Below are 19,169 nucleotides of genomic sequence, written 5' to 3'. Positions count from 1 at the left end.
CCGGTTTCCCGGCCTTTTGTTTTTGGTTTAATTCAATCCGCGCTTTTCAATCATCGCGTCCGGTGTCGGCATCTTGCCACGGAATGCCTTGTAGAGCTCTTCCGGGTCACGGCTGCCGCCAGCGGCATAGATATGCTGCTTCAGCTTCGCCGCCAGTTCAGGATTGAAGGCGTCGCCGGTTTCCTCGAATGCCGAGAAAGCGTCTGCATCCAGCACTTCCGACCACATATAGGAGTAGTAGCCAGCGGAATAACCGTCGCCGGAGAAGACGTGAGTGAAATGTGGCGTGCGATGACGCATGATAATCGCATCCGGCATGGAAAGCTTTTCCAGCGTCTTTACCTCGAAAGCGAGCGGATCAGCGATCTTTTCCTTGCCGGTATGGAACGCCATATCCACCAGCGCGGATGAGGTGAACTCGACCGTGTTGAAGCCTGCATTGAAAGTACGGGCCGCAAGCACCTTGTCGAGGAGCGCCTTCGGCATGGCTTCTCCTGTGCGATAGTGCACGGCGTATTTTTCGAGAACAGCCGGAACTGTAAGCCAGTGTTCGTAAAGCTGCGACGGCAGTTCCACAAAATCGCGGGAAACGGCGGTGCCGGAAACGGCGGGCCAGGTCACATCCGAGAGAAGCCCATGCAGTGCATGACCGAATTCGTGGAACAGCGTGCGCGCATCATCAAGCGAGAGCAGGGCAGGTTCACCAGCCTTTGGTTTCGCAAAATTCATCACGTTGTAAATGATCGGCTTCTGTCCGCCGTCAAGCTTGTGGCTCGATTGCAGGGAACTCATCCATGCGCCAGAACGCTTTGAGGTGCGCGCAAAATAGTCGCCAAGGAAAAGGCCGCGTTCGCTGCCATCCGCATTGAAGACCTGAAACACCCGCACGTCCGGATGCCATGCGGCTATGCCCTTCTTTTCCTCGAAGCGGATGCCGAACAGACGGCCTGCTACGTCGAAAGCGGCTTCGATGATCTTTTCCAACTGAAGATATGGCTTCAGTTCCGCTTCATCAAAGGCGAAGCGTTCGGCGCGCAGCTTTTCGGCATAGAAGCGCCAGTCCCATGGAGCAACCTTGTGATTGCCGCCATCGGCTGCGATCAGGCGCTCCAGTTCGACCTCTTCTTCATGGGCCTTGGCGCGCGCCTTGTCCCAGACCGGCTCAAGCAAGTCCATGACTGCCTTAGGTGTCTTGGCCATGGTGTCGTCGAGCTTGTAGGCGGCAAAGTTGGCGTAACCGAGCAGATGGGCTTTGCGCTCGCGCAGTTCCACCATTTCGCGCACGATTTCACGATTGTCGCTTTCGCCGCCATTCTCACCGCGCTTTGCCCAGGCATTGAACGCCTGTTCACGCAGTTCACGGTTTTCGGAGAAGGAAAGGAATGGCTCGACAATCGAACGTGATAGCGTAACCGCCCAGGAATCAGGTTTGCCGCGTTCGGCGGAGGCACTCTGCATGGCGTTCTTCAGGAAATCCGGCAGGCCGGCGAGGTCGGCTTCATCGGTGATGAACAGGGCCCAGCTCGATTCATCCTTCAGCACGTTCTGACCAAATCGCGCGCCAAGTCCGGCAAGCTTTTCATTGATGCCTGCAAGCTCCGTCTTGCCCGCTTCATCGAGCTTGGCTCCGGAGCGGACAAAACCTTTCCACGTCTTTTCAAGAACGCGTTTGGTCTCGGTGTCGAGGTCCAGCATGTCGCGATTTTCATAAAGCGCGTCAATGCGGGCGAAAAGCGCCGGGTCCATCATGATGCGAGAATAATGACGCGACATTTTCGGCGCTATCTCGCGTTCCAGAGTCTGGATCGTGTTGTTGGTATGGGCGCCAGCACGCATCCAGAAAACTGCGGATACGCGGTCGAGCGCTTTGCCGGTCAGTTGCAGAGCTTTGAGTGTGTTGTCGATGGTCGCTTCGTCCGTCGCCTTGGCGATGGCTTCCACTTCTGCGAGGTCCGCAGCCAACGCGGCATCGAATGCGGATGCGAAATCGTCATCTTTGAAAGCGGTGAAATCCGGCAGGCCCAGCGGTCCGTTCCATTCAGTCAGCGCGTGATTGTAGGCAGTCTTGTCGGACATGATGAAACTCCGGTTCAGATGAATTCGAGGTGAACCAGACTTAGGATTTACTTGCCGGTGGAGCAAGGGTCTGAACAGCCAAATAAAGTGAGAAGCCGCCTTTGCTTGACCCTGTTCCGCACTGCGAATAAGGATTGCTTGCGCGCGGGTCGCCAATATCGCGGGCTATTTTTTGAAGACCCTAGCCGGTCGTAAACGAGCATCGCATTTCATGAACGTCCAGCCGCAGCATCGCCCGGAACAGGAAAACGAACGCCCGGTGATGAGCGAGCTGCGTGTCGGTATAGTGGGCGGATTGCTTGCTGCTATCGGCCCAATGTCTATGTCGCTTTACACACCTGCCATGACCGAGATTGTTCATGCCTTCGGTACGACGGACGCGCTGGTCAAGCTCACGCTATCCATCTACTTCGCCGGTTTCTGCTTTGCCCAGCTCATCTGCGGGCCGCTGTCTGATGGCTTTGGGCGCAGACCCATCACCATTGCATTCATGGGCATCTATCTGGCCGCAAGCGTTTTGGCGTTGTTCTCCGGATCGATAGAGGTCCTGCTGGCTGCACGCTTTCTGCAAGGTGTGGGTTCTGCCGTCGGTGTAACGGTTTCCCGCGCCATCGTGCGCGATCTTTTCACCCATGAAGCCTCGGCGCGCGTGATGAATCTCATTGGTATCGTGATTGCGATTGGGCCTGCAATTTCGCCGACGCTCGGCGGTTTCACCATGGAGTTCTTCGGCTGGCACGCGATTTTCGTGGTGATGGTGATCCTTGGATTGCTGGTCGTGTTGATGGCGCTCTTCGTCATCAAGGAAACGGTGGCACGCGATCTCAGCCGCATCCGCCCGCGTGAGCTGGTTCGTTCTTACCGAACTCTGCTGACAAGCCGCCATTTCATCTATGCGAGCCTTGGTGTTGGCGGCACCACGGGAGCGCTCTATACGGCTGCAACCATTCTGCCTTTCATTCTGATGGGGCGGGTTGGTATGTCGGCCACCCATTTTGGAATGGGCCTTTTGCTGCAGACCGGGAGTTATCTCGCTGGCGGGTTGCTGTTTCGTCGTCTGATGACGTTCTACAATCCGCGACTGCTTGCGATGGCGGGTTATCTGGCAATTGTGATTGCCGGTAGTATCATTATTGTTTTGCTGAGCTTCTTGGAACCATCCTACCTGCTGGTTATGGCGCCGATGGCGCTCTTTGCCTTCGGGATCGCTCTGGTCATGCCGGTGATGACATCGGCAGGCATGGCACCGTTTCCGGGCATGGCTGGTGCCGCTTCGGCATTGATGGGATTTTTCCAGATGGGCGGTGGTCTTGTCGGCGGAGCCATCGCTGCCCTGATGGGCGATCCGCTGGTCGCTTTCGCGACGCTCATCCCCACCATGGGCTTCATTGCCACCGGTTCCTTTCTGCTCTGGCGGCGTTTGCCGCATGCAGCTTGATGGCAGGACGAAAAAGCGTTCGACTTCGTCTCGAAGGGCTTGACTTTGTTGGCGACCAAGCGCACATCACGCCCGCAGCCGAATTTCTGCGGCAGCATTTTCAACCGGAGTTTTATTCTCTTATGCCCAGCGACAGTCACAGTCGATTGTTTCAGCCGTCAAGGCAGTTCGTGATCTGATCGCTCGCGGTCGGCTTGCACGGTCTGCCTTCGACGGCGGATCGACAGAAAGGCAAGCTCATGACCGACAACAACTTCTTCCCGGAAGTACTCAATGTTGCCGACCTCCCTGCTGCTGCCATCGCAAGCCGCATTGCGGACATGCGTACCGGCGACGCAGTGGAACTCGTTAACGAACTTGATGCAGATGATGCAGTCGCCGTCATCGCGCAGCTTTCGCACGAAGATGCCATCCGTCTGCTCGACCAGCCGGAACTGCACCGTGCTACCGAAATCATCGCTACCCTCCCGCCCGGCCTAGCAAGCCTTCTGCTCGACGGCATGTCGGCCGACCGTGCAACCGACGTTTTTCAGGAACTGGAAGACGATGATCGTGCACGCCTGTTTCCCGTTCTCGCACCTGAAACCAAGGTCGCGCTGAAGAAACTGATGGGCTATCCGCCGAATACGGCGGGATCGCTCATGACCATCGAATTTATTGCCGTGCCTTCCAACTGGAATGTTGGCCAGACGCTGGAACATATCCGCAAGGTCGAACGCACGCGCGAGACGGTTTATGCGATCTATGTGGTCGATCCGGCCAGCCGTGTCCTGTTGGGTGTGGTCAGCTTGCGCCGCCTCATCATCCGCCAGCCGGACGAACCGATTCTGTCCATTGTCCGCGACGAAGAGCCAATCACCATTTCGCCTCTCGCCAGCCGTGAGGAAGTGGCGCGCCTGTTCCGCAAGCACGATCTTCTGGCCGTGCCTGTCGTGGACGAAAGCCGCCACATCATCGGCATTGTGACTGTCGACGACGTGCTCGACGCCATGACGGAAGAGGCAAGCGAGGACGCGTATCGTTTCGGCGGTATGGAGGCTCTGGACCGGCCTTATATGCGCATTGGATTCGGCGAGATGCTGAAGAAGCGCGCCGGCTGGCTTGGTATCCTTTTCCTGGGCGAGATGCTGACCGCGAGCGCGATGCAGCATTTCGAGCTGGAGCTTGAAAAGGCTCTGGTGCTGACGCTGTTTATCCCGCTCATCATGTCATCCGGCGGTAATTCCGGTTCGCAGGCGACGTCGCTGATTATCCGCGCGCTGGCCTTGCAGGAAATCAAGCTCAAGGACTGGTGGCGTGTCGCCCTGCGCGAATTGCCAACGGGGTTGGCCCTTGGCAGCTTCCTCGGTGTCATTGGCATCATTCGCATCGCCATCTGGCAGACGCTCGGCATATACGACTATGGCGAACACTGGATTCTGGTGGCCGCGACCGTCGGTATGGCGCTGGTCTGTATCGTGACTTTCGGCTCGCTGACAGGCTCCATGCTGCCTTTCATACTGCAAAGGCTCGGATTCGATCCGGCCAGCGCATCGGCGCCTTTCGTTGCAACTCTGGTCGATGTGACCGGTCTTGTGATCTATTTCAGCGTCGCGCTGGTCATTTTGTCAGGCACGCTTTTATAAGGCTCAGGCATGTCGCGAAAAAGTGGAAACCGGTTTTTCGATAACGACATGCCCGAAAAGAATTCAAAAAACTGTCAGAATGACAGTGTAAAAATGCAATGAAATTCGGGTTTTTCGGGTTAATTGAGGGGCAGTTTCGCGCTGCCCCTTTCTAAAATGCAAAAAAACCTGTAAGAGCGCCGCATTGTTTTTCCGCGCGGGTCTGTTGGCGCGGCTCCCAACTCATATAGAAGTGATCTCCATATGGAATTGCGTAATATCGCTATTATCGCACACGTCGATCATGGCAAAACCACTCTGGTCGATGAACTCCTGAAGCAGTCCGGCTCGTTCCGCGACAACCAGCGCGTCGCAGAGCGCATGATGGATTCCAACGACATCGAAAAGGAACGCGGGATCACCATTCTCGCGAAGGCCACTTCGGTTGTCTGGAAAAACACGCGTATCAACATCGTCGACACGCCGGGCCACGCCGACTTTGGCGGTGAGGTTGAGCGTATCCTTTCGATGGTGGACGGCGCTATCGTTCTCGTTGACGCTGCCGAAGGCCCGATGCCACAGACGAAATTCGTCGTTGGCAAGGCGCTGAAAGTCGGCCTGCGTCCGATCGTTGCGATCAACAAGATCGACCGTCCGGATGGCCGTCATGAAGAAGTCATCAACGAAGTGTTCGACCTCTTCGCCAATCTCGACGCGACCGACGAACAGCTCGACTTCCCGATCCTTTACGGTTCAGGCCGTAACGGCTGGATGGCGCTGAACCCGGAAGGTCCGCAGGACGAAGGTCTGGCTCCGCTGTTCGACCTCGTGTTGAAGCACGTGCCTGCGCCAAAGGTTGCTGAAGGTCCGTTCCGTATGATCGGTACGATCCTCGAAGCCGATCCGTTCCTGGGCCGCATCATCACCGGTCGTATCCATTCCGGCTCGATCAAGCCGAACCAGGCCGTCAAGGTTCTCGGTCAGGATGGTTCGCTGCTCGAAAATGGCCGTATCTCGAAGATCCTCGCTTTCCGCGGCATCGAGCGTCAGGCTATTGACGAAGCCCATGCAGGCGACATCGTCGCTATCGCCGGTCTTTCCAAGGGCACTGTTGCCGACACCTTCTGCGATCCTTCGGTAAGCGAGCCGCTCGCCGCGCAGCCAATCGATCCGCCGACCGTGACCATGTCCTTCATCGTCAATGACAGCCCTTATGCGGGCACCGAAGGCGACAAGGTGACGAGCCGCGTTATTCGTGACCGTCTGCTCAAGGAAGCTGAAGGTAACGTTGCGCTCAAGATCGAGGAATCGACCGAAAAGGATTCGTTCTTCGTTTCCGGTCGTGGCGAATTGCAGCTTGCAGTTCTGATCGAAAACATGCGCCGCGAGGGCTTTGAGCTTGGCGTTTCGCGTCCGCGCGTCGTCATGAAGGACGGCGAGAACGGCGAAAAGCTGGAGCCGGTGGAAGAAGTCGTCATCGACGTCGATGAAGAATATTCCGGCACGGTTGTGCAGAAGATGTCCGAACGCAAGGCCGAAATGGTCGAACTGCGTCCTTCGGGCGGCAACCGCGTTCGCATGGTGTTCTATGCGCCGACCCGTGGCCTTATCGGCTATCAGTCGGAACTCCTGACCGATACGCGCGGCACGGCGATCATGAACCGCCTGTTCCACGACTATCAACCGTACAAGGGCGAAATTGCTGGCCGCAATAACGGCGTTCTGATCTCCAACGATCAGGGTGAAGCTGTTGCTTACGCATTGTTCAACCTTGAAGATCGCGGCCCGATGATTATCGACGCAGGCGTCAAGGTTTATCAGGGCATGCTGATCGGCATCCACAGCCGTGACAATGATCTTGAAGTGAATGTCTTGAAGGGCAAGAAGCTCACGAACGTTCGCGCCTCGGGCAAGGACGAAGCCGTGAAGCTGACGCCGCCGATCAAGATGACGCTGGAACGCGCCCTGTCGTGGATTCAGGACGACGAGCTGGTTGAAGTGACGCCGAAGTCGATCCGTCTTCGCAAGCTCTACCTCGACCCGAATGAGCGCAAGCGCTTTGAAAAGAGCGGCAAGTCCAGCGCTGCATAAGTTCGACAACATAAAAGAAAACGGCGCCTTCGGGCGCCGTTTTTGTTTGCACGTTTAACGTGAACTTCAGCTCTTTGGTCGATTATGAGATCAATTGGGGGCGCTGATGATATTCTCGCGTTATGAGCGATTTGTTCTGACTGTCGTTGGTGCGTTGGGCGCAATCGACATTCTTCTGATTGCCGCGAAGGGCATTCGCGTAGACTGGACAGGCTACGGGATGATCGGGATGATCGGTCTCGGAACGATCATGCTTGGCCTGTTCTATCGTCTGGTCAGACATGATGCGCGCATTTCGGAAACGCTCATTCTGACGGCGGGCTTCGTATTGTTCACTCTGGTCGGTTCGGTATTCAACTATATGTTGCTGCCGATCCATTTCCCGCGAATTGACGATTTCTGGGTGAGTGTTGACCATCTGATGGGCTATCACTGGCCAAGTCTGGTCCTGTTCTTTTCCGAACGGCCCGGCTTTGCGAAGCTTCTGAAGATCGTTTATTTCACGTCTCTGCCGCAACTGGTCATCGTGGTGCTTCTGCTCGGCTTTACCGGACAATCCCGCAAGCTCGCGCATTTTCTCATCACCGGAATGATTGGCGCGCTAGTCTGCATGGCGATATGGGCGTTTTTCCCGTCATTCGGAGCATCCGCCGTCTCGACACTGCCCGCGAACGTCGAGGCAAAGCTTGGTCTTCCCGTTGGCCCGACCTATGCCGCAGAACTTGTTCGTCTTTCGATACAAGGTGTCGACTATCTATCGCCAGCCAATGTGCTCGGCCTCATAGGCTTTCCATCATTCCATACCGTAATGGCGGTCATGTCGGTGTTCTTCACATGGCAGATCGTGTGGCTGCGTTTGCCCGTATTGGCCCTGAATATACTGATGGTGCCCGCTTTGCTTTTACACGGCGGACACCATTTGAGCGACTTCCTCGGCGGGCTGGCCGTATTCGCCGTCGCCTGCCTTGCTGCCGGTTATGTTGTCAACGCTCTCCGCGACGATAAGGCTGCATCAGCGCCTGCGGAACACGTGCACGCCGCGCCATGACGATCAGCGCCACAATCGACATGATATAAGGGATCATCAGGAAAAGCTGGTAAGGCACGACCTTACCGTAAACCGTTTGCAAGCGGAGCTGGAAAGCATCGAACAGCGCGAACAGCAGCGCACCCAGAAGTGCGCGTGCAGGCTTCCATGACGCGAAGACGACGAGCGCAATACAGACCCAGCCGCGCCCCTGCATCATCGTCGGGAAGAACGAATTGAAGGCGGAAAGCGTAAGGAACGCGCCGCCGACAGCCATGAGCGCGCTGCCGAACATGATTGTGAAAATGCGCACGCGGATCGGGTTGATGCCCTGCGCTTCGGCTGCATGTGGGTTTTCGCCAGTCATGCGGATCGCAAGGCCGAGCGGCGTGCGGAAAAGCACATAACCAAGCAGCAGTGCCAGAGGAATGGCGATCCACGTGAGCGCCGTTTGCGTGCCAAGCACCTGTCCGACGAACGGGATATCTGCAAGCCAGGACGGATTGACCGGCTGGAATGGTGTGATCGTCGGCGGAGTTGAAGAGAGCGGCACCAGAAGACGAAACAGGAAATAGCTAAGGCTCGATGCAAATAATGTGATGCCCAAGCCCACAACATGCTGCGACAGGCCGAGCGGCACGGTGAGGGCTGCATGAAGCAGGCCGAACACGGCGCCCGATGCTGCTGCCGCAAGCACGCCCATCCAGAGGTCTGCGCCATTATAAACCGTCAGCCAGCCAATCATCGCGCCGAAGGTCATGATGCCTTCAATGCCGAGATTAAGCACACCCGCCCGTTCGCAATAAAGTGCGCCGAGCGTGCCGAAGATCAGCGGCGTTGCAATGCGCAGGACCGAGACCCAGAGGCCTGCGGAGAGCAGGATATCCATCAACTCGTTCATCGGGCGATCCTGTATTGTGTGAAGAACAGAGCAACCAGCATGGTCAGAAGCGACAGCGCCACAGTCACATCGGCAATGAAGCTTGGAATGCCGATAGCGCGGCTCATGCCGTCGGCGCCGACAAACATAGCGGCTGCAAAAAGCGCTGAGAAGATCGCGCCGATAGGATTCAAATTGGCCAACATGGCGACAATGATACCGGAATAGCCGAAGCCCGGTGAGAGGTCAGTTGTGACGTAACCCTTGACGCCCATGACCTGTATTGCGCCTGCAAGGCCCGCAAGACCACCGGAAATGCAGGCGACTTTCACCAGCGTCTTGCCAAGCGGAACGCCTGCAAAGCGCGCGGCTTGCGGATTGAGACCGGCAGCCTTGGTTTCAAGCCCGAAGACGGTGCGCTTCTGTACATAGGCAATGATGAGCGCCAGAGCGATTGCGATGACGATACCAATGTGCAGTCGCATGCCCGCCATGATTTTCGGCAGTATCGCTGCATCCGGCACAGGCTCGGATTGCGGCCAGCCAAAGGCGAGGGGGTCTTTCATCGGCCCTTCGATCATCATCGAGACGATGAGCACGGCAACAAAGTTCAAGAGTAGTGTCGTCACCACTTCATCGACACCGAAGCGCAGGCGAAGCCCGAGCGGAATAAGCAGGAAAATCATACCTGCAATCGCACCGACCACGAGCAGCAGCGGAATGAGAATAGCGGCTGGAAGCTGCAATTGCGTGCCACAGGCGACGACCGCAAGAGCCCCCATATAGAACTGGCCTTCGGCGCCGATATTCCAGAGTTTTGAGCGAAAGGCGACGGCAGCGGCAAGGCCGGTCAGCATCAGGGGTGTTGCGCGGGTGAGTGTTTCGGTGATCGAAAGCTTGTTGCCGAAAGCGCCGATGGCTATCTGGCGGAAGGATTCCAACACCGGCGCACCGGCAGCGGCGATCAGCAGACCGGCAAGCACGAATGCGGTCAGGACAGCGATAATAGGTGCGGTCGCCACCAGAGCCATGGGCCGTGTTTCGCGTCGTTCAATACGCATCAATTGAGCCCCTTCTTGGTATTTGTCTGCCACTCGCCAGCCATCATCAGGCCCAGCCTTTGTGCATCGGCTTCTTCCGCGTCGATGGGTGGGGAGAGGCGACCTTTAACAATCGCTTGAACACGATCCGCCAAGCCAATGATTTCATCCAGATCTTCCGAAATCAGCAGTACTGCGGCTCCCTTGGCGCGCGCTTCCAGAATGCGGGCATGGATGGCCGCAACGGCACCTTCATCAAGGCCGCGCGTCGGCTGCGCCGCAATCAGGATACGTGGAGCGGTTTCCAGATTACGACCCAGAATGAGCTTCTGCATGTTCCCGCCGGAAAGCAGGCGAATGCGGCTGTCGGGCGTTCCGCCACGTACATCGAAATCCTTGATGATGCGGTCGGTAAATTCACGCGCGGCCGTACGGTTGACCAGAAGACCATTGGAGAACTGCGGATCGCGCACGCGTTCAAGCACAGCATTTTCCCAAAGTGTCAGGTCACCGATTGCGCCTTCCGCATTGCGATCTTCCGGAATGCGGCCAACACCTTCCGCCACAAAGCGGCGGGGATCGAATTTGGTAACTGCCTGCCCGAACATGACAAGTGAGCCGCTCGCAGGTTGGCTGAGGCCGGAAACGAGACGCCCGAGTGCTGCCTGCCCATTGCCCGACACGCCAATGATGCCCAGCGTTTCGCCTGCGCGGAGGTGAAAGTCGAGATCGCTGAGGCGTGTCGCACCATCTTCCACGACCGTTACATTCTTTGCTTCCAGCAAGGTTTCGCCGGGCGTAGCTGCTGCACGCGAAGGGCGCGAAACGCGACGGCCAACCATCAGTTCGGCGAGTTCTTCCTTGGAAGTTTCGGAAGCCTTGCGCTCAGCGACAAGCTTTCCACCGCGCAGGACGACAACGTGGTCGGCTGCCGACATGACTTCATGCAGCTTGTGCGAGATGAAGATCAGCGAAAGCCCCTGACGTGCCATTTCTTTCAGTGTCGCAAACAGGTTTTCGGCTTCCTGCGTGGTCAGAACGGCGGTCGGCTCGTCGAGGATCAGAATGTCGGCGTCGTTATAAAGCGCTTTCAGGATTTCCACGCGCTGTTGCTCGCCCACCGAGAGATCGCCAAGCCGTGCATCGGGATCAACCTGCAGGCCAAAGCGTCCGGCGATGTCGGCAATCTTGGTGCGCGCGGGTCCATGTGCCGATTTGAGTTTCCAGAGGCTTTCAGTGCCGGTGATGATATTTTCAAGCACTGTGAGGTTGGGCGCGAGCGTGAAATGCTGGTGCACCATGCCCACACCCGCATCGATGGCAGCGCGCGGCTTGCCTTGCGGGATTTCCTCGCCCTTGACGAAGACGCGGCCCTCATCCGGCACATAATGGCCGAACAGGATGTTCATCAGCGTGGTTTTGCCTGCACCATTCTCGCCAAGAAAAGCGAGGATTTCGCCGCGCTCAAGCTTCAGCGAAATATCGTCATTGGCGGTAAGCTGGCCAAATCGCTTGGTGATGTTTTGCAGTTCAAGAACGGTCGTGGTCATATGTTCAACCCCGCAACGGGAAATCTGTGCTGCCAGCGCTGATCCTCCTCCAGACGCTGGCCAAGGTTCAGAAGCCGCCGGTCAGCGCCCATTGGCGCCACGAGCTGCAAGGCGACCGGCATGCCGTTGGCGTCGGTTCCAAAGGGAAGGGAGAACGCCGGGAAACCGGAAATATTCGCTAGCGCCGCATAAGGCGCGAAGGCATTCATCTTCTGCCAATGCGCATCGACATCGCCTTGATCCATGGGAAAGGAGCCGAGCGGCATCGGCCCGCGCGCGAGCATAGGCGTAATCAGCACGTCGATGTCGCGGAAAATCTGCCAGAGCATATGTGCGGTGCTGACGGCTCCGTTCATGGCGCGGTAAAGCGCGGTGGCTTCCATGCGCCGCCCGCGCTCCGCAACCGCACGGGTAAGCGGTTCAAGCCTGTCTTCATCAAGCGCCAGAAAGTCAATTGCAGCCGCGAGATTGACGGAAATGATACGGTCGAAAGCGCGTGCGCTGGAAGCGATCAGCGGGCTGAATTCCGAAGCCGGAATTTCACGGATTGTATGACCTTGTGCATCCATGAAATGCGCTGCATCGGCCACAACCTGCAGGCGCTCCGATGTGATTGGATAGTTTGCAAGATCGCCGGTCACGATGCCCACACGAAGGCGCTCCGGCAAATCACCTGCCTGCATTGCCGGGTCGGGCAGAAAGCCTTCTGTTTTGCCTTCGACAAGCGGCAGAAGCGCTTTCGCATCACGGACGGAGCGACAGAGCGCAAATTCGCTCGCAATGCCTGCAAGATAATTGCCGAAATGCGGACCCGCTGGCATGGCGCCACGGCTTGGTTTCAGGCCGACAAGACCGCAGGTTGCGGCGGGTACACGGATGGAGCCGCCAGCGTCGGTGGCGTGCGCAATTGCGACTATCCCGGCTGCGACGGCTGCCGCCGCTCCGCCGGATGACCCGCCGGGTGAAAGCGTTTCATCGAAGGGATGGCGTGCAGGCGGGGCTCCCGCTGGCTCGCTCGCAAGCGCCAAGCCGAATTCTGGCACGGTGGAGGTGCCAAAAAAGTTGAGTCCGGCTGCGCGCAGCCTGCGACCGAGTTCGGAATCCATCTGCGCTGAGGCATTGAGAAATGCCTGTGAGCCGAGCCGGATCGGCAGACCGGCACAGGGGCCGCCCAGATCCTTGAACAGGGAGGGAACGCCCGCAAAAGCCGCCCTGGATGGCGCGGCATCGAATGCAATGGCACCGGCACGGCCCAGATCGTGATCGAGATATGCAATGGCGCCCAATGGGCGCCATTTTTCTGCTGCGTCGAGAGCGGCATCCATGGCCTGTTCGGCACTGAGGATTCCTTCCGCAATCGCCTGCGCGAGCGCGGTTGCATCCTGCTGGTTCATGTCGATTGCCACGATGTGCTTGCCCGTCCTGAGAGATTACTTCGGTTCGGCTGGGTTCGGCTTGTACTCGAACTTGCCTTCCTTCAGTTCCACACGACGGGCTTCCATCTTGGCTTCTGCTTCGGCAGGGGCAATGCCCTTGACGTAGATGATGTCGTTGCCGCCTTCCTTCATCAGGCTGAATGGCGTGTAATCCTTGCCGGTTGCCTGGCTGGCCTTCACGTCGGCGATAGCCGCATTGAGGATCGGGCGGAAATTCCAGATCGCATTGGCAAAGACCGTATCGGGATAGCGCGGCGTATAGTCGATCAGCGAGCCGATGGCCTTGATGCCGCGTTCCTTGGCGGCGTCTGCCGTGCCGATGCGCTCGCCGAACAGGATGTCCGCGCCAGAGTCGATCTGGGCAAGACCGGCTTCACGTGCTTTTGGCGGGTCGAAGAAGGTGCCGATGAACGACGCGATGAACTTCGCGTCAGGCCGGGTTTCCTTCACGCCGTCCTGAAAGGCATTGATGAGCATGTTGACTTCCGGGATCGGCACGGCACCGACCGAGCCGAAGGTGCCGGACTTGCTCATAGCGCCTGCCAGCATGCCTGCAAGATAGGCAGCCTCGAAGTTCCAGGTGCCGAAAACACCGAAATTGTCGCCCTGCGGCTTGCCCGAGGAGCCCATGACGAAAGCCGTCTTCGGATAATCGCCTGCCACCTGGCGCGCTTCGCGTTCGACGGCATAGGATTCGCCGACGATCAGCTTGATGCCCTGTTCGGCATATTCGCGCATGGCGCGGGGGTAGTCGCTCGCCGAAACGCCTTCGGAGAAGACATATTCGATGACGCCTTCGTCATTGGCCTGCTTCAGTGCATCGTGGAGACGCGAATTCCACGCGTTTTCGACTGGCGAGGCGTGAATGCCTGCTACTTTCAGCTTTTCATCGGCAGCGAAGACGCGGGTGGTGATTGCCGTTGCGCCCAGTGCTGCAGACATTGCGAGAATGTCGCGACGGGTAAAGTTCGGTGTTTTGATGATTTTTGTCATTTGGTCAGGGACCCCTCATGTGTGTTTTCGGCGCGTGGGTGCGCGCAGCCGGTTGCTTCGTTTTGACGTGCGGATTTCTTGAGCAACGATTTCCATCATTGCCCAAACCACCTTTAATTCAAGAAGATTCTAAAGCTGGCCGACTGGCGCGTAGTCTGCTCCGTCAACCGAAGACGGACGGCCTTCGAGGTTGAGGCGGCTTATGCGCTGCGGGGTTTCGGCGATGACCTTGCCGCGCTTCACGACTTTGAGGCGGTTTGCCTTGAGGCGCAGCGCTTCAATCGGGTCGCGTGCCTGCAGCACCACGAAGTCGGCATTGCAGCCTTTTGCAAGGCCATAGCCTTCGAGGCCCAGCGCCTTGGCGGAATTGACGGTGAGCGCGTCGAAAACCTGCTTCTTGCCTTCGATGGAGGTCATTTGTGCGACATGGATCGCCATGTGGCCGACTTCCAGCATGTCGCCGGAACCCATGGAATACCAAGGGTCCATCACGCAGTCATGGCCGAAGGCGACATTGATGCCAGCAGCCATCAGTTCCGGCACGCGGGTCATGCCGCGGCGCTTCGGATAGGTGTCCGCACGGCCCTGAAGCGTGATGTTGATGAGCGGGTTCGGAATGGCATTCATCTTTGCTTCCGCAATCAGCGGAATGAGCTTCGAGACGTAATAATTGTCCATGGAATGCATGGAGGTCAGATGCGAGCCGGAAACGCGACCCTGCAGGCCAAAACGCACGGTCTGCGCGGCCAGCGTTTCGACATGGCGCGACATCGGATCATCGCTTTCGTCGCAATGGATATCGACCGGCAGGCCGCGTTCGGCGGCGATACGGCAGAGTTCTTCCAGCGAGGCTGTGCCATCGGCCATGGTGCGCTCAAAATGCGGAATGCCGCCGACGACATCGAGCCCCATATCGAGCGAGCGGTTGACGAGATCAACCGCGCCCGGCGAACGATAGTAGCCGTCCTGCGGGAAGGCTACAAGCTGAAGGTCGATGTAAGGCTTCACCTTCTCACGCACTTCGATCATCGCTTCAGCGGTGAAGAGGCGCGGATCGCTGACATCGACATGGCTGCGGATTGCCAGCAGGCCCTGCGAAACGGCCAGATCGCAATAACGCAGCGCGCGCTCGACCATGGCCTCAACGGTCAGTATCGGCTTTAGTTCGCCCCACAGCGCGATACCTTCCAGTAGCGTGCCGGAACGATTGAGGCGCGGCAGGCCGAGCGACAGGGTCGCATCCATATGGAAATGCGGGTCGACGAAAGGTGGGGTTACGAGCCGGTCGGTCGCATCAATTTCCTGCGCCGCCTGATGTTCCTCCTTGGAGGGCACGATATCGGCAATCTTGCCGTCCTTGACCAAAATGTCCTGCTTCTCGCGACCGTCGGGGAGATTGGCGTTTCTCACGATCAAATCGAACATCGGCAAGACCTTTCATCTGGATATGCAAGAACAGAGCTCAAAAATATGGGCTCATTTTTCAATTGCCTTATACCCTATATCCAGTGGGCGCAATGCCAGGGGAAGCTGGAAGGGGTCGTCATCCTCAATGGAAAATGCTAGGCCCCGAAATCATCTTTGCAGGATTGCCATGTTCACGATTAGTCGCGTCGAAACCTATAGTCAGGAGATCAAGAAAAGTCGGTTTCTGGCCATTGCTGCGCCTGTGGCGAGCGAGCAGGCGGCGAAGGACTTTTTGAGCGAGCATTCCGACCTGTCGGCAAGCCATAATTGCTGGGCCTGGCGCATGGGGCAGAACTACCGTTTCAGCGACGATGGCGAGCCGAGTGGCACGGCAGGAAAGCCGATCCTGCAGGCAATCGACGGCCAGCAACTCGATAATATTGCAGTTGTGGTCACGCGCTGGTTTGGCGGCATTCTTCTGGGAAGCGGCGGCCTGATGCGCGCCTATGGCGGCACGGCTGCAACCTGTCTGCGACAGGCGGAGAAAACAGAAGTTATTCCGCTGGTCGGATTTCAGTTCGCCTGCGATTTTTCAGATCATGCGCTGCTGAAAGCCCGTCTGACAGCGGTGGAAAATCTTACCATAGCGCAAGAGAACTTCACCGGCACCGGCGTGGAGATCGCGGGCACCATGCCCATTGCCATGCGGGATGAACTATCCCGCCTCGTTACCGATCTGACGCGCGGCAAAACGATTATCGCATTTGATGACTAGATCATGCCGCTCGTATATTGCTGACGCTTGTTCTCATACATCAGCAGATCGGCGCGCTTGGCAACGGTTTCCAGCTTTTCGCCCGGCATGCTGGTTGCAGAGCCGATGGAAAGATTGAGCTTGAGCTGGGAATAATACTGGTTGTTGATTTCGACCAGCCGCTGAATGTCATCGACCATTGCCTCGGCGCCGCGCTCATCCACATAAGGCAGCACAACTGCGAATTCGTCGCCGCCGATGCGCGCCGCATGGCCCGGCTGCTTCACCGCTTCATTCAGCACTTCGCCGATGCGCCGCAGCAATCCATCGCCTGTCGCATGCCCCCATTGGTCATTGGCGGCCTTTAGGCCGTTGAGATCGATGATGATGACCGAAACGGGCGTATGGCCCTTCCGCTCAAGCCGGTTAAGCTCGTCGACATAATAGGCGCGATTGTGAAGCTTGGTCAGAACGTCGTGTTTGCCCAGATATTCCAGATAGGCTTCTGCCTTTTTGCGCGCAGTGATATCAGTCAGCGCGATCTGCACCAGAGACCAGTCCGTCTCATGTCCCGGCAGAACGGAGAATTGCAGAAGCACATGCCTTTCGGAGCCGTCGAGCGCGTAGTTCACTACTTCGCGGCGCTGGAACAGGACACCGTTCCACAGATCAATCAACTGTTCGCGGAACGATGATTCCATCTCGTCCTTGAAGATGTGCGGCAGGTTCTGCAGCAGCGTCTTCTTGTCGGATGCGAGGAAGAGGGCAGTTGTCTCGGTGTTGACTTCGAGAACCCGGATTTCGCTCATGCACTGACGTACGAATTCCGGATGCACGTCGGTAAATACCCGAAAATCAACGATGCCGCGCTGGCGCACATCGTCCATCAATTGCTTGATGCGGCTGAAATCCTCGACCCAAAGCGACACGGGCGAATGTTCGAAAAGGCCCTGCGCGTGCTGCTTGTGGCGGTCCTGTTCGCGGCGGGCGTCCTCGCGGGCGGTAACATCCTCGATGGAAAGCAGCACCCGCTCCCAGGTGTGCTCATAGCTGGGAAGCACGACGCCCTTGAGCTGTATGTCGAGCCGCTTGCCGCCAAGCGAATAGTTGATGGTATCGCTTGAGAAGGCATTGCCGCCATTCCAGAGCTGGACCATCTCGTCGATATGCGGGTCCAGCATGTCGTCGCGAAACACGCGCTCGAGATTGGCGACCAGATGGCTGACGCTGTCCGCCTCGAAAAGCGAAAGCGTCTTGCGGTTGACCTTCAAAACCCGGATATGGCTGGTGCAGATGCGAAGCCGGGTCGTGTCTTCGTGCAGGAATGCCTTGAGATCGGTAACGCCAAGCGCGCGCCATTCTTCGAACTGCTTGCGCAGGCCGCTATAATCCTCAAGCCACAGGGAAATTGGCGCAAGGTCAAAAATATTGGCGCTGTCGCTCAAGGCAGACTCGATATTCATGGATTTCCCGCTCTACCATTGGCTTCCCGCATTTCCGAAACCGAGACGTTCGGAATATGCGCTCAAACCGGATTCTCTTTTCCCATCGGGAAAAGCCGCGATGGTTTATTGGGAGCGCGTTATATTACGAGCGGCTCAGATAAACTAGAGGTTTTATTGTTCTGCAACTTCGCTTTCTACGCAAAACACAAAGGGCGGCTCCCAAAGGTGCCGCCCCTGTTCATATATAGGTCGCTATCAATTCTCGATCGGCAGCCGATGGCGTACGAGCGTGGTCCAGTATGAGCAACCCCAGGAGATGACATCGTCGTTGAAGTCATATTTGGGGTGATGGAGATTGGCACTCGGGCCGTTGCCGATATTGATCATCGCGCCCGGCACTTCGTTCAGCATGAAGGCAAAGTCTTCACCGCCCAGCGTCGCCGGCATGTCGCGCGTCACACGGTCGGCGCCTGCAACTGCATCGGCAGCGATTGCCGCCAGTTCCGTTTCGCGCTCGTGATTGACGGTGACCGGATAGCTGCGCTGATAATCGAGCGTGGCCTTGGCGCCGAAAGCATCGGCAATGCCCTGCACGGCGCGGGTAAGCTTCTCCTCGATATGGTCACGCACTTCCTCGCGAAGCGTACGAACCGTGCCGGTCAGCCGGATTTTCTGCGGAATGACGTTGAACGCGTCGCCACCCTGAATGGTGGTGATCGAGATCACCGCGGAATCCAGCGGGTCGATGGTGCGTGCCGTCAGCGTCTGGATTGCCTGAATGAGCGCTGCGGTGACGGGAATGGGGTCTATGGTCTGGTGCGGCGAAGCGGCATGTCCGCCAACACCCTCAATGGTGATGTCCAGAACATCGACCGATCCCATGATCGGGCCGGAATTGATGGTGAAATGACCGACTGCGAGGTTTGGACGGTTGTGCATGCCGTAAACTTCGTTGACCGGCCAGCGCTTGAACAAACCGTCGTCGATCATCGCCTTGGCGCCAGCGCCACCTTCTTCGGCAGGCTGGAAAATCACGATGACTGTGCCGTCGAAAGCGCGGCTTTGCGCCAGCTCGCGGGCAGCGCCCAGAAGCATGGTCGTATGGCCATCATGGCCGCAGGCGTGCATCTTGCCCGGCACTTTTGACGACCATTCAGCGCCGGTTTCTTCGAGGATCGGCAGTGCGTCCATGTCGGCGCGCAGGCCGATGGCGCGACCCGAGCGGTTCGACTGGCCACGAATGACGCCGACGACGCCGGTGCGCCCGATACCAGTCACGACCTCATCGACGCCAGCGGCGCGCAGCGCTTCGGCAACTTTTTCGGCAGTCCGGTTCACATCGTAAAGCAGCTCGGGGTTTTCGTGCAGGTCACGACGGAACGCGACGAGTTCGTCAAGCTGGTTCGATGTCCAGTTTTCAACCGGCAT

14 protein-coding genes are annotated in these 19,169 nt (G+C 57.7%); 5 read left to right on the top strand and 9 right to left on the bottom strand.

Features of this window, described 5'->3' with window-relative positions; all coding sequences use genetic code 11:
• Window positions 1–27: 27 nt before the first annotated feature.
• A complete protein-coding gene (locus F9K91_RS16365; protein WP_151558563.1) occupies window positions 28–2,076 on the bottom strand; it encodes a M3 family metallopeptidase in 2,049 nt (682 codons plus the stop codon).
• Between the two features lie 211 nt (window positions 2,077–2,287).
• Here F9K91_RS16365 and F9K91_RS16360 point away from each other — a divergent pair, with 211 nt between their 5' ends.
• The 4 genes from F9K91_RS16360 to F9K91_RS16340 all read left to right on the top strand — a co-directional run bounded on the left by F9K91_RS16360 (window position 2,288) and on the right by F9K91_RS16340 (window position 8,257).
• Entirely contained in the window at window positions 2,288–3,514 is a 1,227-nt protein-coding gene (locus tag F9K91_RS16360) for a multidrug effflux MFS transporter (protein WP_151678226.1), read from the top strand.
• A 239-nt stretch (window positions 3,515–3,753) separates the two neighbouring features.
• Window positions 3,754–5,139 carry a magnesium transporter gene (mgtE, locus tag F9K91_RS16350; RefSeq protein ID WP_151678225.1) on the top strand — a complete coding sequence of 462 codons (1,386 nt, stop codon included), beginning with the start codon at window positions 3,754–3,756 and terminating at the stop codon, window positions 5,137–5,139.
• Between the two features lie 243 nt (window positions 5,140–5,382).
• Window positions 5,383–7,209, top strand: coding sequence for a translational GTPase TypA (gene typA, locus F9K91_RS16345; RefSeq protein WP_071630947.1), 1,827 nt, complete (start codon window positions 5,383–5,385; stop codon window positions 7,207–7,209).
• A 106-nt stretch (window positions 7,210–7,315) separates the two neighbouring features.
• Entirely contained in the window at window positions 7,316–8,257 is a 942-nt protein-coding gene (locus F9K91_RS16340; RefSeq protein WP_151678224.1) for a phosphatase PAP2 family protein, read from the top strand.
• Here F9K91_RS16340 and F9K91_RS16335 read toward each other — a convergent pair.
• The 6 genes from F9K91_RS16335 to F9K91_RS16310 form a co-directional block, all read right to left on the bottom strand.
• Complete coding sequence (locus F9K91_RS16335; protein ID WP_151558574.1) at window positions 8,193–9,137, bottom strand: ABC transporter permease; 945 nt, start codon at window positions 9,135–9,137, stop codon at window positions 8,193–8,195. The genes F9K91_RS16340 and F9K91_RS16335 overlap by 65 nt on opposite strands.
• A complete protein-coding gene (locus F9K91_RS16330; RefSeq protein WP_151678223.1) occupies window positions 9,134–10,177 on the bottom strand; it encodes an ABC transporter permease in 1,044 nt (347 codons plus the stop codon). The genes F9K91_RS16335 and F9K91_RS16330 overlap by 4 nt, the downstream gene beginning before the upstream one ends.
• Window positions 10,177–11,706 carry an ABC transporter ATP-binding protein gene (locus F9K91_RS16325; protein ID WP_151678222.1) on the bottom strand — a complete coding sequence of 510 codons (1,530 nt, stop codon included), beginning with the start codon at window positions 11,704–11,706 and terminating at the stop codon, window positions 10,177–10,179. The genes F9K91_RS16330 and F9K91_RS16325 overlap by 1 nt, the downstream gene beginning before the upstream one ends.
• Window positions 11,703–13,100, bottom strand: a complete 1,398-nt coding sequence (locus F9K91_RS16320) for an amidase (RefSeq protein WP_151678247.1) — start codon at window positions 13,098–13,100, stop codon at window positions 11,703–11,705. The genes F9K91_RS16325 and F9K91_RS16320 overlap by 4 nt, the downstream gene beginning before the upstream one ends.
• A 36-nt stretch (window positions 13,101–13,136) precedes the next feature.
• Window positions 13,137–14,135 carry a BMP family protein gene (locus F9K91_RS16315; protein WP_061347747.1) on the bottom strand — a complete coding sequence of 333 codons (999 nt, stop codon included), beginning with the start codon at window positions 14,133–14,135 and terminating at the stop codon, window positions 13,137–13,139.
• A gap of 129 nt (window positions 14,136–14,264) precedes the next feature.
• Window positions 14,265–15,560: an amidohydrolase family protein gene (locus tag F9K91_RS16310; protein ID WP_151678221.1), complete on the bottom strand. Its 1,296-nt coding sequence runs from the start codon at window positions 15,558–15,560 to the stop codon at window positions 14,265–14,267.
• A 169-nt stretch (window positions 15,561–15,729) separates the two neighbouring features.
• Here F9K91_RS16310 and F9K91_RS16305 point away from each other — a divergent pair, with 169 nt between their 5' ends.
• Entirely contained in the window at window positions 15,730–16,317 is a 588-nt protein-coding gene (locus F9K91_RS16305; protein ID WP_151558584.1) for an IMPACT family protein, read from the top strand.
• Here the strand turns inward: F9K91_RS16305 and F9K91_RS16300 are convergent.
• Together F9K91_RS16300 and F9K91_RS16295 are read right to left on the bottom strand one after the other, a co-directional pair.
• On the bottom strand, window positions 16,314–17,759 hold the full coding sequence (locus F9K91_RS16300) for a sensor domain-containing diguanylate cyclase (protein WP_151678220.1): 1,446 nt from the start codon (window positions 17,757–17,759) through the stop codon (window positions 16,314–16,316). The genes F9K91_RS16305 and F9K91_RS16300 overlap by 4 nt on opposite strands.
• Window positions 17,760–17,996: 237 nt before the next feature.
• Window positions 17,997–19,169 (bottom strand): M20 aminoacylase family protein, encoded by a 1,173-nt coding sequence (locus tag F9K91_RS16295; protein WP_151678219.1) that lies wholly within the window; start codon window positions 19,167–19,169, stop codon window positions 17,997–17,999.

This window comes from Brucella tritici, assembly GCF_008932295.1.
GTDB classification, from domain to species: Bacteria; Pseudomonadota; Alphaproteobacteria; order Rhizobiales; family Rhizobiaceae; genus Brucella; species Brucella tritici.
This window is presented reverse-complemented; position numbering and strand designations above follow the sequence as displayed.

Bases quoted from the DNA above. Each gene is read 5' to 3' on its own strand.
- F9K91_RS16365 (WP_151558563.1), bottom strand. From the start codon at position 2,076: ATGTCCGACAAGACTGCCTACAATCACGCGCTGACTGAATGGAACGGA.
- F9K91_RS16360 (WP_151678226.1), top strand. From the start codon at position 2,288: ATGAACGTCCAGCCGCAGCATCGCCCGGAACAGGAAAACGAACGCCCG.
- mgtE (WP_151678225.1), top strand. From the start codon at position 3,754: ATGACCGACAACAACTTCTTCCCGGAAGTACTCAATGTTGCCGACCTC.
- typA (WP_071630947.1), top strand. From the start codon at position 5,383: ATGGAATTGCGTAATATCGCTATTATCGCACACGTCGATCATGGCAAA.
- F9K91_RS16340 (WP_151678224.1), top strand. From the start codon at position 7,316: ATGATATTCTCGCGTTATGAGCGATTTGTTCTGACTGTCGTTGGTGCG.
- F9K91_RS16335 (WP_151558574.1), bottom strand. From the start codon at position 9,137: ATGAACGAGTTGATGGATATCCTGCTCTCCGCAGGCCTCTGGGTCTCG.
- F9K91_RS16330 (WP_151678223.1), bottom strand. From the start codon at position 10,177: ATGCGTATTGAACGACGCGAAACACGGCCCATGGCTCTGGTGGCGACC.
- F9K91_RS16325 (WP_151678222.1), bottom strand. From the start codon at position 11,706: ATGACCACGACCGTTCTTGAACTGCAAAACATCACCAAGCGATTTGGC.
- F9K91_RS16320 (WP_151678247.1), bottom strand. From the start codon at position 13,100: ATGAACCAGCAGGATGCAACCGCGCTCGCGCAGGCGATTGCGGAAGGA.
- F9K91_RS16315 (WP_061347747.1), bottom strand. From the start codon at position 14,135: ATGACAAAAATCATCAAAACACCGAACTTTACCCGTCGCGACATTCTC.
- F9K91_RS16310 (WP_151678221.1), bottom strand. From the start codon at position 15,560: ATGTTCGATTTGATCGTGAGAAACGCCAATCTCCCCGACGGTCGCGAG.
- F9K91_RS16305 (WP_151558584.1), top strand. From the start codon at position 15,730: ATGTTCACGATTAGTCGCGTCGAAACCTATAGTCAGGAGATCAAGAAA.
- F9K91_RS16300 (WP_151678220.1), bottom strand. From the start codon at position 17,759: ATGAATATCGAGTCTGCCTTGAGCGACAGCGCCAATATTTTTGACCTT.
- F9K91_RS16295 (WP_151678219.1), bottom strand. From the start codon at position 19,169: ATGCCGGTTGAAAACTGGACATCGAACCAGCTTGACGAACTCGTCGCG.